Below are 14,130 nucleotides of genomic sequence, written 5' to 3' on the forward strand. Positions count from 1 at the left end.
TGCCATTGATATTTATCGTCCCCCAAATATACTACTTCCTATCCGAACCATTGTACTTCCGCATTCAATTGCGAGTTGATAATCGCCAGACATTCCCATAGAAAGAGATTTCAGATTGCAGATTTCAGATTTCAGATTCTTATGATTGTCGAAAATTGATTTCAAATGCGTGAATTCTTTCTTGATTTGTTCTTGATTGTCCGTAAAAGTAGCCATTCCCATTAATCCAACGATTCGAATGTTTTTATAAATTTCATTGTTTTGAGTGATGAAACGAATAATTCCAGATAATTCATCTTCGTCTAAACCAAATTTACTTTCTTCTTCGGCGATATAAATTTGAAGCAAACAATCGATGATTCTATTGTTTTTTTTGGCTTGTCGGTTTATTTCGTGCAGTAATTTCAAGCTGTCCACGCCGTGAATCAAACTCACGAAAGGCGCCATAAATTTGACCTTATTCGTCTGGACGTGACCAATCATGTGCCATTCGATGTCTTTTGGCATCGCTTCCCATTTCTCTGCCATTTCCTGGATTTTGTTTTCGCCAAAAATGCGTTGACCAGCATCGTAAGCTTCCATCAAATCAGGAATAGGTTTGGTTTTAGAAACAGCAACAAGGGTTACAGTTGATGGTAAAGTGGATTTTATTTGGAGGAGGTTATTTTTTATTGACATTTCAAGATTTAATTTTTAATCGTCCAATTATAATTCCTTTGGGATTTATTTTGTCGTAATATTTTAATATTATTTCTGCATTTCTATATTTCCCGAATAATAGATTTAATTTTTCTTTTTTGATTTTAAAACTTAAGCGAACATCATCATAAACAGAAACGGACTGAATTATTTTATTTTCGACAATAAATTCAATTTTCTTAAACGTTTTATCGCCAAAAAAATCATAGAAAATATTAAAATTTAAACTTTTAAAATTATCGTTGAAATATATAATACCAATTTTTGATTTTTTTTCAAATTCATTACTTTTCAATAAAATTTTGTTGTCTTTGTAAAGCTGCCAATTTGTAATTGTATCAGCTCTCATAGAAAAGGATTGTATAGCTATAAAAATGAAAATTAGTTTTTTCATAACTTTAATTAAACTGCTTCGCCACTTTCTCTGCTTTTTTACTTTCACCAAAACCATAGTACTCAAGCGCAGATTTATCCAGTTTTTGAAACAAATTAAGGACAATTGGATTGATTTCAGTATTGGAATTATCAGATTCTAATAAAAAATTCAAACCAATAAGTCGTTCAGGATGCGCTATGATTTTACTTATCGAATCAATGCAATTATTTTGAGTTACAAAAATCGTATTGTGTGAACAAATTTCATTCAATTGCTTAAAAATTTTCAGTTTTAAGTCCAGATTTTCAGTGGATGCTTCAACAACCAAATCCACACCTACAACTCCGTCTTCAATATCCGTATAGGTAATTATGTTATTTAAGGTCTTGAACTTATCTTCTTCGGAAATGGTTCCTTTGGCAACCATTCGGTCTAAATTGGCAAAAATAGTTGCCATTCCTTTATCCAAAGCTTTCTCGGAAACATCAATCAGTTTTACGGTGAAGCCACTTTGTGCAAAAGTATGCGCAATGCCGTTGCCCATTGTTCCTGTTCCGATGACGGCAATTATTTTCATCTTTTATTTTTTGAAACAATCAATAATTTGGTAAGCAACACGCAATGCTTCTGTAGCTTGTTCCAAAGTCACAACAGGAGTAGTATCGTTATTGATAGCATCTGCAAAGGATTCTAATTCATCCAGAATGGCATTATTTTGCTCCACATCAGGATTAGAAAAGTAGATTTGTTTTTTAACCCCTTCGGCATTTTGCAGAATAATGTCAAAATCACCAGGGATTTCTGGTGCGTCTTTCATTTTTACGACCTCACATTTTTTCTCTAAAAAGTCAACAGAGATATAAGCATCTTTTTGGAAGAAACGTGATTTACGCATATTTTTAAGGGAAATTCTGCTCGCTGTTAAATTAGCAACACAGCCATTTTCGAATTCAATTCGAGCATTGGCAATATCAGGAGTTTCACTAATTACCGAAACACCGCTGGCATGAACGTCTTTAACTTTCGAATTCACTACACTCAAAATCGCATCAATATCGTGAATCATCAAGTCTAAAACCACAGGAACATCCGTACCACGAGGATTGAATTCGGCCAAACGATGCGTTTCAATAAACATCGGGTTTTCAATCATATCCTTTGTGGCTTTAAACGCAGGATTGAATCTTTCTACGTGTCCTACTTGGCCTTTTACCTTGTATTCATTAGCCAAAGCTATAATTTCTTCTGCTTCGGCAACGGTGGTAGAAATAGGTTTTTCTATAAACACGTGTTTGCCTGATTTGATAGCAACTCTAGCACATTTGTAATGAGAAAGCGTTGGTGTTACAATGTCAATCACATCAACAGCATGGATTAATGTGGCAATGGTGGAGAATTGTTTGTATCCAAATTCTTGTGCTACTTTTGCTCCGTTTTCATGATTTTCGTCATAAAAACCAACTAATTCGTATTTTTCAGATTGTTGTAATAATCGTAAATGTATTTTTCCAAGGTGTCCAGCACCTAAAACTCCTACTTTTAACATAAAAAAAGATTTTTAACAAATGTATAATTATTTTATTAATGGCGTAAAGTTTGAGGTTTAAAGTTTTAGAAATTCGTACTTGATTTTTGAGATTTTAAAGTTTAATTTTACCAAAATAAACTAGCCAAAATTTTGAAAGACACTGCCAAACATCAAGGACTTCGTAATCAATTAGTAACCCTTTTGAAAGGAAAAGGAATTACTGATAAAAGTGTTTTGGAAGCCATCAATAAAATTCCAAGACATCTTTTTTTGAATTCTAGTTTTGCTGATTTTGCTTATCAGGATAAGGCTTTTCCTATTGCCGCTGGTCAAACGATTTCGCAACCTTATACAGTCGCTTTTCAAAGTCAACTATTGGAAGTGCAAAAAGATCACAAAATCCTAGAAATAGGAACAGGTTCAGGCTATCAAACGGCTGTTTTGTGTTTGATGGGTGCAAAAGTTTACAGCGTAGAAAGACAAAATGAACTATTCAAACAAACCTCGATTTTATTGCCAAAATTAGGAATCAGACCCAAACATCTTTCTTTTGGAGATGGTTATAAAGGTTTGCCTAATCATGCTCCTTTTGATAGTATTATTGTAACAGCAGGTGCGCCAATAATTCCGCAGGCTTTGATGGCTCAATTAAAGATAGGAGGAAGGTTGGTTATTCCGCTTGGTGAAGAAAATCAGATTATGACTTTGCTAATCCGAAAGAATGAAACCCAGTTTGAGAAACACGAGTTTGGAGATTTTAAATTCGTCCCTTTATTAGAAAATAAAAATTAAAACAAAATCCCGCAATTGCGGGATTTTTATTGACCAATAATCGCTAGATAACGTTCTAAACTTTCTTTCTCGATTTGAGCAATAAATAAGAGAAAATCTTCTTTATTGTTTTTGGTTTGAGCGGTTTCTAGCGCTGTATAATACTGCATTCTGTTTTCGTAATCTCCTTTGATATTAGCAATTACATAGCCATTTTGCAATAGAATAAGATTCATTACCAAACGAGAAGTTCTTCCGTTTCCATCAATAAAAGGATGAATAGTAACCAAACGCTCGTGCATTTCTCCAGCCAAAACTATGGGATGTAAGCTGTTTTTATGGGTTTCATACCAAATAAAAAAATCTTCCATTTCCTTGCTAACCATAAAAGGTTGAGGAGGCATAAACGGACTTCCTTTTATCATCACTTGAACTTTGCGGTAACGACCTGCATCTTCAGGATTGATACCTCGTAAAATCAAGTTGTGAATAGATAAAACTTCTCGCTCATTTAAAGGCGTATTTTTATCCATCAAATGTTTGATATATCCAATAGCTTCTTGATGATTGATTACTTCAAGATGTTCTCGCATACTTTTTCCAGAAATAGTCAAGCCTTCGTTGATGACCAAATCTGTTTCACGAAGTGTCATAGTGTTTCCTTCGATGCGATTGCTTTCAAAAGTATATTCAAGTTCCAATGCTTGTGCAATTCTATAACTATCAAATTGACGAAATTGATTTAATTTTGCTTTCAAAATGTCAATTTCTTCTAGAATAGTCAATAGTTTTTTGGAAAGTGATTTTTTTGTAACAACATAATTGTTATTCATTTCTTCGCTTACCATATTGATAGCTTTTAGAGCAAATTCATCATTTCCAATTTCGTAAAGGATTTTCTCTTTGAGCCAAGCAACCATCAAGGTTTCAAAATCAATATCCAATAAAGAAGCCAATTTAACAATTTGATCTTTGGTTGGTTTTCTAGATCCGTTTTCGAATTTGCTGATTAGCGCTTGATCAATTCCTAAAAGTTGTGCCACTTCTCTTGTTTTCAATCCTTTTTGCTCTCTTGCATTTTTGAGTAGTGTTTTCATTTTTATATACTTTATATGTCAAGACAAATTTAGTCATAAATTTGTAATAAAAAAAATCTTTCCAAAATTTTAGAAAGATTTTTTTATTCTGTCCAAATCGCGTTTGGTGTCTTGTTCTTTCAAGGATTCTCGTTTATCGTATGTTTTTTTTCCTTTGCAAAGGCCAATTTCGAGTTTTGCTATTCCTTTTTCGTTGGTAAACAGTTTTAGAGGAACGATGGTTAATCCTTTAGCTTGAACACTTCGAGCAAGTCCTTTCAATTCACGTTTGTTCAGCAATAATTTGCGTTCGCTTCTGGATTTATGATTAAATTGATTGCCAAAAGCATATTCTTCGATATAAGTATTGATAGCGAAAAGTTCTGTTCCGCTAAATTCGCAGAAACTTTCGGTGATATTGGCTTTCCCTAAACGAATGGATTTTATTTCGGTTCCAGCCAAAACGATTCCAGCGGTAAATTTTTCGAGTATTTCGTAATCGAATCGGGCTCTTTTATTAAGTATGTTGACGTTTTTTTGCATGGGACAGCAAATGTAAATACAAATGAATGAAACACCAAAGAAATATATAAAAATGCCATAAATTTGCAATATGGAAAAGCCACAATCAAAAGATCCGCTTCACGGAATTACTTTACAGAAAATTTTGGAACAACTTGTCGATTATTATGGATTCGATACTTTAGGCGAATTAATTAAAATCAAATGCTTTACAGATAATCCAAGTATAAAATCAAGTCTGACTTTCTTGCGAAAAACAGATTGGGCCAGAAAAAAAGTAGAAGAATTGTATGTCAGAACAATTCCTAAATTTAAGAATTAATTCAGGCGATACGAAATCATCAAACCACCACGGTAAGGGATCCATTCACCACTTTTATTTCTACCTTTAGCGTGGTCAAGCTCAAATCTTTTGCCAGTTTCTATGTAATAACTGTGATAAAAACCTTGATGATTTCCTCCACCAATAAAAAAATCAAGCATTAATCTTTTATTTATTTTTTTTTCATAACCTATAGTTGCACCAAGGGTATAACCAACACCTATTTGGTGTACTCCTATATCAATATAGTTCCACTTTGTTAGATTATAACTATCGAAACCCGCATTGGCTCCTGCATAAAAGCCATTAAATTTTTCGTGAAAATGGTATCTGTATTCAGTAGTAAATGTATAAAATTCATAAGGTTTACCTTTTATAGAACTCCAGAAAGAAGCTAGTGCATCAAATTGAAATGTAGATTTTTTTCCAATACTAGTTTCAATTCCTATGTTTGGTACTAAAGCTAATGCTGTTACAGCATTTCCTTTGACATAAGTTTGCGATTGAGAATAAAATGATAGTAAAAGAAAGCTAAATAGGACTACTTTTTTCATGAATTATATTATTTGTGAAAAATCAAAATTTGCGATGCGAATATAAAGATTATAGATTGATGTAATCTAATTTTTATAAAATTTTGATGCTAAAATTACAGCTAAATGGTTTATTTGCATCCAAAAGTTGAATGGCTTCTTTTTCTAGAATATTTCCTGATGAATGAATCGTATCCGAATAACCAATCCAAGGTTCGATACATAAAAAAGGAGCATCTTTTTTTGTCCAAATACCTAGATTTGGAAAATCATTAAACTCAACTCGAAGTAATGGTTTTTCATCCTCTAAAATGGTAATATTCTTTGATTGTAATTCCTTAAAAATTAAAGCATCTTTTTCGAATAAGGAGTAAGAAAGAGGCAGCTGGTTCCTCATCATTTCAAGATTAGTGACGGTATCTGAAAGCAAATCATTTTCTAATTCATAACTGGTTAAGGTTTCAGGATGTTCAAATGCTAGAGAATAATTTTCGAAAGCTTTTGGTAATGCAAATGCTGGGTGAGCTCCAATACTGAAAGGCATTGTATGCTTATTTTTATTGATAATAGTGTATCCAATAAAGAGTTGGTTTTCGGTTAATGTATAACTGATTTGCAATTCAAATGCAAAAGGAAATACTTTAAGAGTTTCTTCTGATGAAGATAGTGAAAAGACAACAGCACTTTCAGATTGTTCTGCGATTGCAAATTCCAAATCTCTAGCAAAACCATGTCTAGATAAATGATATTCAGAACCATCATAATAATAGGAATTGTTTTTTAGTGTACCAACAATTGGAAATAAAATAGGAGAATGTTTGCCCCAAAATGCAGGATTTCCTTCCCAAATGTATTCTTTGTTTGCTGTTGTTTTTAAAGAAATTAATTCAGCTCCTTTTGGATTTATAACTGCAATTAAATGAGTATTTTGGATAGTTGTGTTCAATGAAAATTAAATTTTAGTTATTTTTTAACGTTAGTTAAACTTGGCATAAGTGTATTTTTTATTAACTTCATTATTGCTAAATTAATAATAATTAATACTTACAATTATGAATGATATTTTTTTAACTATTGAAAAAGAAGATATTCAAACTTTAAAATTTCCAACTACAGACGTACTTGATGATAAAGAAGCCATTTCTCAACGAATAAATGACTTAAATCGAGCACAAGCTTTAGGTAATTTAGAACACTCAAAAATCAAAATTTATTTTGAAGATGATTCTTCTAAAAAAGTTGTCGAAACAACAGTTTGGGCAGTTACAGACAATAACGTAGTCCTAAAAAAAGGAGTTGGAATACCTATAAACAGAATTTTTAAATCGCTTTAAAAAAAGTAAGTCATAAAAGTACAAATCTCAAAAATATATTTTTATGACTTATTTTTTTCTTCTTTTTCAAAGAACTATTCTGGAATTTGTTGACTCAAACAATGTAAAGTTCCAAAACCCCAAATCAAATCTATTGCATTAATTCCGATGATTTCTCTATCAGGAAAACAGTCGGCAATGATGTTCAACGCAATTCTATCGTTCGAATCATTAAATGTTGGCACCAAAACACAGTTATTCAAAATCAGGAAATTAGCATAACTAGCAGGTAATCGCAATCCATCAAAATCGATGCGTTTTGGCATTGGCAATTCTACTATTTTTGGAGATTTTCCGTTTTCTAATTTGGCATTTTGCAAACGTTTCAAATTGTCTTGCAAAGGTTTGTAATTGTTGTCGCTTGGATCTTTTTCTACTATGGTAATGATAGTATCTTCGTTTACAAATCGGCATAAATCGTCGATATGACCGTGAGTATCATCGCCTTCGATTCCGTCTCCTAGCCAAATTACATTGGTAATTCCCAAATATTCTTTGAAGATTGCTTCATAATCGGCTTTGGTAAAACCTGGATTTCGAACCTGGATTGTTGGGTGCATCAAGCATTCTTCCGAAGTTAGTAAAGTGCCACATCCGTTTACATCAATTGCACCACCTTCTACAATTACAGGTTTTCCGTTGTAAATTACTTGTGTAACAGGAAGTTTTAGAAATTCGCCCACTTTTGGGGGAACGTGTTTGTCTAAATTGATATTTTTATATTTTGCCCAACCATTAAAATTGAAATTCAAAGCTTCTCTTTTGGTTCCGTTTTGAATAATAATCGGACCCGAATCTCGCATCCAACTTCTGTTGGTTTTATGAATGATGAAAGAAACATTGCTCATTTGAACCGTTGCCATTTCTAGCATTTCAGTAACTTTTGTTTTTAATTTTTCATCAGCAACGACTAAAAAAACTTGCTCAAAAGTGGCTACTTTTTTGATAAATTCCACAAACGCCCATTGTATAGCCTCATATTTCCCTGGCCAATCGTTGCCATTATGCGGAAAACACAATAAAACACCTTGCTGCTTTTCCCATTCTGCAGGGAATCTTTTATTGGATGCGCTCATAAATTAATCGATTGCTCTTTTTGTAATATCTCCAAAAGCATCAATTCTCCTGTCTCTAAAAAAAGGCCAGTTCTGACGCACATTTTCTTGTAAATCCAAATCAACTTCGGCAATTAGAATTTCTTCTTTATCGTGAGAGGCTTGTGCCAAAATTTCTCCTTGAGGTCCTGCTATAAAAGATGAGCCCCAAAACTGAATTCCAGCCGTATCCGGTAAATATTGTTCTAATCCGATTCGGTTTGCGGCAGCTACATAAACTCCATTTGCTACAGCATGACCTTTCATTACATTCATCCAAGCACCGTGTTGGTTTTCACCATATTGTTCTTTTTCTAATGGATGCCAACCTATTGCTGTTGGATAAAACAACACATCTGCGCCTTGTAAAGCTGTCAATCGAGCCGCTTCTGGATACCATTGATCCCAACAAATAAGCGTTCCGATTTTTCCTTTTTGAGTAGGGAAGGCCTTGAAACCCAAGTCACCTGGTGTAAAATAAAATTTTTCGTAAAACGCGGGATCATCTGGAATGTGCATTTTTCGATACAATCCCGCTTCAGATCCGTCGGTATCTATGATATACGCACTGTTGTGGTAAATTCCTGCCATTCTTTTTTCGAAGAAAGGAACGATAATTACCACTCCTAATTCTTTTGCCAATGCACTAAAAGCAATAAAGGATGTGCTGTATAATGGTTCTGCCAAAGCAAAATTGTCCACATCTTCACTTTGACAAAAATAGTGGCTGCTGTACAATTCAGGTAGCGAAATCACTTCTGCACCTTGGCTGGCAGCATCTCTAACCCAAGATATACATTTTTTCAAGTTATTTTCGGCAACATCATTCAGATTCAATTGAATGACTGCTATTTTGTATTTATTTTTTGACATAAGGCAAAATTTTAGAGTGCAAAAATAGTTATTTTCTAACGAATTGGGGAATTTGGAAGGCAAATAAATTGTAATTTTTGTATCTTATAAATAGAATTTATTAGATAGAACAACTGTAAATAAAAAATCCTTCTTCAAGTAAATTAGATAACTTGAAAAAGGATTTAAGAATGAAATTTTGCGGTTTATTTTGAAAATTATTCTTTTTTCAATTCATTAATCACATCAGACGAAACTTTGATTACTGTTCCATGTCGAGTTCCTTTTGGGAAGCTAACTTGTTCTGAAATATCTTCCCAACCTTTAGCGGTTTGTTTTACTGCACCGTATTTCTTTTGAGTGTATTTATCAAAATAAACTATCCATTCGCCATTAATTTGGATTGCCGTTGGTCCTTCTGCCCAATACTTTCCTGTTATTGGTTCACTAGCTTTGGTGTATGGGCCTGTAAGCTTTTTGCTTGTAGCAACTTTTAAATTTTTTTGAACTGGAACTTTAGTTTCATCTTTCAAAAACATTATAAATCCATCTTTACCTTTTAGAATTGAAGAATCGATGACATTAAAACCAGGCTCGTACAATAATTTTGTTTTACTGAATTTTTTAAAATCTTTGGTAGTCACATAATAGATTCTGTGATTGTATCCATCTTCTTCCTTTGAATCAGTTTCGGTAAATTTACCTTTGATGGTAGAAGCCCAATAAATCATATATTCTTTTGATTTTTCATCATAAGTAATTTCGGGAGCCCAAGTATTTCTGGCATTTTCTTCGTGAGCCATCACTGGAATAAATTCTTGTTTCGACCAATGAATCAAATCTTTGGAAGAAGCATAACCAATGCCTTTATCTGTCCAACTCACAGTCCAAACCATGTGGTATAATCCATCGCCACCTTTGATAACACATGGGTCACGCATTAATTTGTCTTTGCCTACTTCTGGAGTCAAAAAAGAAGCGTCTTTCTTTAAAGTTTCCCATTTGTAACCGTCTTCGCTATAAGCCATGTGTAATCCGTCTTCGCCATTTCCTTTGAAATAAGTAAAAACATAACCATCGGGTTTTAAAGTGAAATTATTAGCAATCAACCATTTTTCGCAAGCGTTTGGCCAATATTGATTGGTTCCTTTTACTCCAAGACCAAAACCATGTCCACCATTTTCATAAATGTGCATTTCGGCAGGAACTTTTTGATTTTTTAATGCTAGGTAATAATTGATACTATTTTCTACAGGAACAGCTTTGTCATCTGTGGCGTGAACCAAAAAAGTTTTTGGAGTTTCAGCAGTAATTTGTTTTTCATTCGAATATTTTGCAATACTTTCTGATGAAGCATTTTTGCCTATTAAATTGTTTTTAGATCCTTCGTGTGTAATACCATTTTCCATGGAAATTACTGGATAAATCAAAATAGAAAAATCAGGACGAGCACTAATATTGTCTTTACTATCATACACTTTATCGTTGTAATGAGTAGCCAAAGTAGAAGCCAAATGGCCTCCAGCCGAAAAGCCCATAATACCCACTTTGTTTGGGTTGATTTTCCATTTATCAGCATTGCGTCTAACCAATCGGATGGCTTCTTGAGCATCTTGAAGCGGTGCGATAGATTTATCAGTCATGATGGCATCGCTAGGCAATCTGTTTTTTAATACAAAAGCATTTATGCCTAAAGTGTTAAACCATTCGGCAACTTTATATCCTTCTTTATTGATAGCCAACATTCCATAACCACCACCCGGACAAATAATAACTGCTGATCCATTAGACTTTTTTGGGTCTGCTAAATAAACAGTCAGTGTTGGCTGGCTTACATAACGAACACCGTTGGCAACACCACTTTTATCAGCATCTATTTTTTCTAAATATTCTTTAGACTGAATTTCTCCGGGAATTTTGTCCCACAAAGGGATGATTTCTTTGTTTTGAGCAAAAGACGGAATGCTCATTCCTAATACTACAAATGCTACTACAAATCTAATTTTGTTATTAGCGTTACTTAATTTTTTCATAAAATTCAATTTCTACAATGCGTAATTGTCCTGTTGCATTTACTGCTACTGGGTCTTTAAATAAGTCTAAATCTTTGTTTGCTTCTACTTCAACAATGTTGCTGAAACCATCTTTTTCGGTATTGGTTCCAATCAATTCTATTTTGATCGTTGAAGCTAAAATTGGTTTTAATGCAAGTGTAATATAGCCTAAACTTTGCGCTGTATTACCACTGTAAACTTCTTTTCCGTCGGCTAAAATACGAATTGGATAGCTTTTAGAACGCCAACCTGTTAATTTAATTACGCATTCGTTTACTATCGAAGGTTTTGAAAGGGTGTAAGTGATTGCAGCATTACTGTTGCCATTATTTTTCCATTCTGTTAATTCGTTGTCGTCATAACTTTTGAAAGTGTCGTTGTTATTAGAAAGTGATGATGCACTTGCAATAGTAACCGTATTTCTTCTTACTGTATAAGAAGGCGTTTTCGGCGTTGCTCCACGGTCTAAATTAGGACTTAAATTCACACCCGGAATCGCTGTTGAAAGTCCGTTTTGTGTTTTTATTGCTCTACTTTCAAATGTTAATTCTGCCGATTTTAATCCTTTGGCTGTAGCCAAAATTTTTATTTTTCCGCTTTGAATCATCGATTGTAAAAGCACTCTGTTGATACCATTTTCTACAGGTAAATCTTTAGAAAGAATATAGTTTTTAGGGCCTTGTGCAATTCCGCCTAACCAAGTTGCTGGACCTTCAACAGCAAATGAAATTAAATCATTGCTAATTGGGTAACGTTGACCATTTTTGTCCACTACTTCTACGTCAATTAAAGCAACATCGGCTCCATCGGCTAAAAATCCATTGGGTTGTGTTGTTAATTTTAGTTTGATTTCTGATGGTTCTCCAGCAGTTGTTTTGGAATCTTCACTTAAAATTTTTCCTTGCTCGTCGTATCCAATAGCTTTTATACTTCCTTTTTTAAAGCCGATATTTTCAAAAGTAAAAAGAAACTCGTTGCTTTGTTTTCCAAAACCTTGGGAGATTCCATTGATGAAAAGTTCTACTTTTTTGGCTGTCGAAACTACATAAATATTTTTAATAACATTTTCAGCATAGTTCCAATGTCCCATAATGTGGGTGCGGTATTTTTCGATATCTACCCAGCCATCCCACATCACCTGATGTGCCCAAAAGCCGTCTTTTGGAATTCGCATCGCATCCACTTCGCCACTGGTTCTATAATTAGATTCTCCTCTATGATGTGTATTCGAATCCGAAAAAATAATATTTACACCACCCGAATTGACTCTTTTTCCAGTTCCAGGTCTTTCTTGGTAATAATCGTTCCAGCGAATGATGTTTTCAATCGCATGACGATCTTGGTTGTGGTTGTAATCTTCGGCAGGTTTATCACGATATAATGGACCGAAACCTTCTTTATGAAAAGGAGGAGAGAATTCGTCCCAATATTTTCGCATGCCTTCGTCTCTGGAATATTCGGTTGCCCATAATGGAATATGAGCACTTTTATTTATGTACAGCATTTCGCCACCATATTCAGCTACTTTGCTATCCAACATTTCACGAGACCCAATCGCTCTTCCGCCATTCGGATCATACAAATTTCGAATGTCTTTCATTTCTTGCATGTGTTCCTCGCTGATGGATTCATTGCCACATTCGTAGAAAATAATACTTGGATTGTTTCGGTTGTAAATAATGGCATCACGCATTAAATTAATTCGCTGAATCCATTGTTCGCCTTTGGCATCTTTTTCGGCATCGCCAGCGGGCATGGCTTGTAATAATCCCACTCGGTCGCAGGATTCTATATCTTGTTTCCAAGGCGTAACGTGCATCCAGCGCACTAAATTCCCATTGCCTTCTACGATTAATTTATTACTAAAATCACTCAACCAAGGCGGAACCGACATTCCGATTGCTGGCCATTCGTTGCTGGTTCTTTGGGCATAACCTTTTACTTGAATCACTCGGTCATTCAACCAAATTTCTCCATTTTTGAATTCCGTTTTTCTGAAACCAGTTTTGGTAGAAACTTCATCAATTACTTTTCCATCTACTTTTAAAATGGTTTTTACCGTGTATAAATAACCGTAACCCCAACTCCAAAAATGTAAATTATTGACCAAACTTTGAGCTTTAATAATTTTAGTTTCGTTGGGCAAAAGCGTTGTTTTTTCTCCTGAAAAAGAAGCGATTTTTTTGCTATCGATATCTTCAATTTCGATATTATATTCTATGTTTTTAGCCGTTTCAAATTCATTTCTAACTTCTGTTTCAGCATGGATAATGGCATTCTGATTCTGAATGTTGATGTCAGATGGATAAACATAAACTCCAGTCGTTTTTAGGTTCGAATAGAGTGGAAGTGTCTGATAAACTTTGCTCGTAATATGAAGAAAAACATTTTTTGGAATTCCACCATAATTAGCATTAAAATTGGTGTTGTTCCATTGATAGGTCGAGTTTGTGGCTATTTCTCGGTATTTCCAGTCGTTGTCAATTCGTAAGGCAATGGTGTTTTCTTCAGGAAAGGGTTTTACAATTGTAGAAATATCAAAGCCAAAACCCATTACGCCATTTTCATGAAGGCCTACTTTTTGTCCGTTTACATAAATAACGCCGCCTTGACGAATGCCTTCAAATTCTATAAAAATCTTATGGTCTTTGATTCCTTTTGGAAGTTTGAATTTTTTTCGATACCAAACAATTCCAGTGGTATGATTATCGATATCTTTTTCGAAAGCTTCTTCCTGATTGTAAGCATGCGGAAGCGTCACTTTTCTCCAGTTGGTATCATCAAAAACAGGAGATTCCGCATGTTGGGAATCTCCTGTTTTTAATTTCCAATCCGAATTGAAATTGTATTTTTCTCTTTTAAATTCTTGTGAAATAACAGCCGAACTAAAAAGTAGATAAGCAAAAAGCAAAAGGATTTTTTTCATGAAT

At 34.0% G+C, this 14,130-nt stretch carries 14 protein-coding genes and 1 pseudogene; 3 read left to right on the plus strand and 12 right to left on the minus strand.

What is annotated here, in order from left to right:
• Nucleotides 1-12 precede the first annotated feature (12 nt).
• The 4 genes and pseudogenes from OZP15_RS07355 to OZP15_RS07370 form a co-directional block, all read right to left on the minus strand.
• Nucleotides 13-678 carry a YggS family pyridoxal phosphate-dependent enzyme gene (locus OZP15_RS07355; protein WP_269227802.1) on the minus strand — a complete coding sequence of 222 codons (666 nt, stop codon included), beginning with the start codon at nucleotides 676-678 and terminating at the stop codon, nucleotides 13-15.
• 1 nt (nucleotide 679) lies between these two features.
• Entirely contained in the window at nucleotides 680-1,093 is a 414-nt protein-coding gene (locus OZP15_RS07360; RefSeq protein ID WP_269227803.1) for a hypothetical protein, read from the minus strand.
• A 49-nt stretch (nucleotides 1,094-1,142) separates the two neighbouring features.
• Nucleotides 1,143-1,652, minus strand: a pseudogene (locus tag OZP15_RS07365) (3-hydroxyacyl-CoA dehydrogenase NAD-binding domain-containing protein); the annotation flags it as partial.
• Nucleotides 1,653-1,655: 3 nt separating this feature from the next.
• Nucleotides 1,656-2,621, minus strand: a complete 966-nt coding sequence (locus OZP15_RS07370; RefSeq protein ID WP_269227804.1) for a Gfo/Idh/MocA family protein — start codon at nucleotides 2,619-2,621, stop codon at nucleotides 1,656-1,658.
• Between the two features lie 132 nt (nucleotides 2,622-2,753).
• Here OZP15_RS07370 and OZP15_RS07375 point away from each other — a divergent pair, with 132 nt between their 5' ends.
• Complete coding sequence (locus tag OZP15_RS07375; protein ID WP_269227805.1) at nucleotides 2,754-3,395, plus strand: protein-L-isoaspartate(D-aspartate) O-methyltransferase; 642 nt, start codon at nucleotides 2,754-2,756, stop codon at nucleotides 3,393-3,395.
• 26 nt (nucleotides 3,396-3,421) lie between these two features.
• Here OZP15_RS07375 and OZP15_RS07380 read toward each other — a convergent pair whose 3' ends face one another.
• Both OZP15_RS07380 and smpB read right to left on the minus strand, forming a co-directional pair.
• Entirely contained in the window at nucleotides 3,422-4,471 is a 1,050-nt protein-coding gene (locus tag OZP15_RS07380; protein WP_269227806.1) for a Fic family protein, read from the minus strand.
• Between the two features lie 69 nt (nucleotides 4,472-4,540).
• Nucleotides 4,541-4,993 (minus strand): SsrA-binding protein SmpB, encoded by a 453-nt coding sequence (gene smpB, locus OZP15_RS07385; protein ID WP_281337415.1) that lies wholly within the window; start codon nucleotides 4,991-4,993, stop codon nucleotides 4,541-4,543.
• A gap of 70 nt (nucleotides 4,994-5,063) precedes the next feature.
• Between smpB and OZP15_RS07390 the strand changes: the two genes are divergently transcribed.
• The gene (locus OZP15_RS07390) at nucleotides 5,064-5,294 is read left to right on the plus strand and encodes a VF530 family protein (protein ID WP_281337416.1); all 231 of its coding nucleotides are present in this window, start codon (nucleotides 5,064-5,066) and stop codon (nucleotides 5,292-5,294) included.
• On the opposite strand, the gene OZP15_RS07395 is transcribed toward OZP15_RS07390, so the two are convergent.
• Nucleotides 5,291-5,848 carry a DUF3575 domain-containing protein gene (locus OZP15_RS07395; RefSeq protein WP_281337417.1) on the minus strand — a complete coding sequence of 186 codons (558 nt, stop codon included), beginning with the start codon at nucleotides 5,846-5,848 and terminating at the stop codon, nucleotides 5,291-5,293. The two genes, OZP15_RS07390 and OZP15_RS07395, sit on opposite strands and share 4 nt — an antisense overlap.
• Before the next feature lie 73 nt (nucleotides 5,849-5,921).
• The gene (locus tag OZP15_RS07400; protein ID WP_269227810.1) at nucleotides 5,922-6,773 is read right to left on the minus strand and encodes an aldose 1-epimerase family protein; all 852 of its coding nucleotides are present in this window, start codon (nucleotides 6,771-6,773) and stop codon (nucleotides 5,922-5,924) included.
• A 106-nt stretch (nucleotides 6,774-6,879) separates the two neighbouring features.
• On the opposite strand from OZP15_RS07400, the gene OZP15_RS07405 reads away from it, so the two are divergent.
• Nucleotides 6,880-7,161, plus strand: coding sequence for a hypothetical protein (locus OZP15_RS07405; protein WP_281337418.1), 282 nt, complete (start codon nucleotides 6,880-6,882; stop codon nucleotides 7,159-7,161).
• A 74-nt stretch (nucleotides 7,162-7,235) separates the two neighbouring features.
• Here OZP15_RS07405 and OZP15_RS07410 read toward each other — a convergent pair whose 3' ends face one another.
• From OZP15_RS07410 to OZP15_RS07425, 4 genes are all read right to left on the minus strand, one after another.
• Nucleotides 7,236-8,276 (minus strand): agmatine deiminase family protein, encoded by a 1,041-nt coding sequence (locus tag OZP15_RS07410; protein ID WP_269227811.1) that lies wholly within the window; start codon nucleotides 8,274-8,276, stop codon nucleotides 7,236-7,238.
• 3 nt (nucleotides 8,277-8,279) lie between these two features.
• Nucleotides 8,280-9,167 (minus strand): carbon-nitrogen hydrolase, encoded by an 888-nt coding sequence (locus OZP15_RS07415; RefSeq protein ID WP_281337419.1) that lies wholly within the window; start codon nucleotides 9,165-9,167, stop codon nucleotides 8,280-8,282.
• A 197-nt stretch (nucleotides 9,168-9,364) separates the two neighbouring features.
• A complete protein-coding gene (locus OZP15_RS07420) occupies nucleotides 9,365-11,179 on the minus strand; it encodes a prolyl oligopeptidase family serine peptidase (protein ID WP_281337420.1) in 1,815 nt (604 codons plus the stop codon).
• Nucleotides 11,163-14,126: a glycoside hydrolase family 2 protein gene (locus OZP15_RS07425; protein ID WP_281337421.1), complete on the minus strand. Its 2,964-nt coding sequence runs from the start codon at nucleotides 14,124-14,126 to the stop codon at nucleotides 11,163-11,165. The genes OZP15_RS07420 and OZP15_RS07425 overlap by 17 nt, the downstream gene beginning before the upstream one ends.
• Nucleotides 14,127-14,130 lie beyond the last annotated feature (4 nt).

The organism is Flavobacterium eburneipallidum (assembly GCF_027111355.2).
In the GTDB taxonomy this organism is placed as follows: domain Bacteria; phylum Bacteroidota; class Bacteroidia; order Flavobacteriales; family Flavobacteriaceae; genus Flavobacterium; species Flavobacterium eburneipallidum.

What these genes read in the sequence shown, in the direction of transcription:
- OZP15_RS07355 (WP_269227802.1), bottom strand. Translation starts at nt 678, where the DNA reads ATGTCAATAAAAAATAACCTCCTCCAAATAAAATCCACTTTACCATCA.
- OZP15_RS07360 (WP_269227803.1), bottom strand. Translation starts at nt 1,093, where the DNA reads ATGAAAAAACTAATTTTCATTTTTATAGCTATACAATCCTTTTCTATG.
- OZP15_RS07370 (WP_269227804.1), bottom strand. Translation starts at nt 2,621, where the DNA reads ATGTTAAAAGTAGGAGTTTTAGGTGCTGGACACCTTGGAAAAATACAT.
- OZP15_RS07380 (WP_269227806.1), bottom strand. Translation starts at nt 4,471, where the DNA reads ATGAAAACACTACTCAAAAATGCAAGAGAGCAAAAAGGATTGAAAACA.
- smpB (WP_281337415.1), bottom strand. Translation starts at nt 4,993, where the DNA reads ATGCAAAAAAACGTCAACATACTTAATAAAAGAGCCCGATTCGATTAC.
- OZP15_RS07390 (WP_281337416.1), top strand. Translation starts at nt 5,064, where the DNA reads ATGGAAAAGCCACAATCAAAAGATCCGCTTCACGGAATTACTTTACAG.
- OZP15_RS07395 (WP_281337417.1), bottom strand. Translation starts at nt 5,848, where the DNA reads ATGAAAAAAGTAGTCCTATTTAGCTTTCTTTTACTATCATTTTATTCT.
- OZP15_RS07405 (WP_281337418.1), top strand. Translation starts at nt 6,880, where the DNA reads ATGAATGATATTTTTTTAACTATTGAAAAAGAAGATATTCAAACTTTA.
- OZP15_RS07410 (WP_269227811.1), bottom strand. Translation starts at nt 8,276, where the DNA reads ATGAGCGCATCCAATAAAAGATTCCCTGCAGAATGGGAAAAGCAGCAA.
- OZP15_RS07415 (WP_281337419.1), bottom strand. Translation starts at nt 9,167, where the DNA reads ATGTCAAAAAATAAATACAAAATAGCAGTCATTCAATTGAATCTGAAT.
- OZP15_RS07420 (WP_281337420.1), bottom strand. Translation starts at nt 11,179, where the DNA reads ATGAAAAAATTAAGTAACGCTAATAACAAAATTAGATTTGTAGTAGCA.
- OZP15_RS07425 (WP_281337421.1), bottom strand. Translation starts at nt 14,126, where the DNA reads ATGAAAAAAATCCTTTTGCTTTTTGCTTATCTACTTTTTAGTTCGGCT.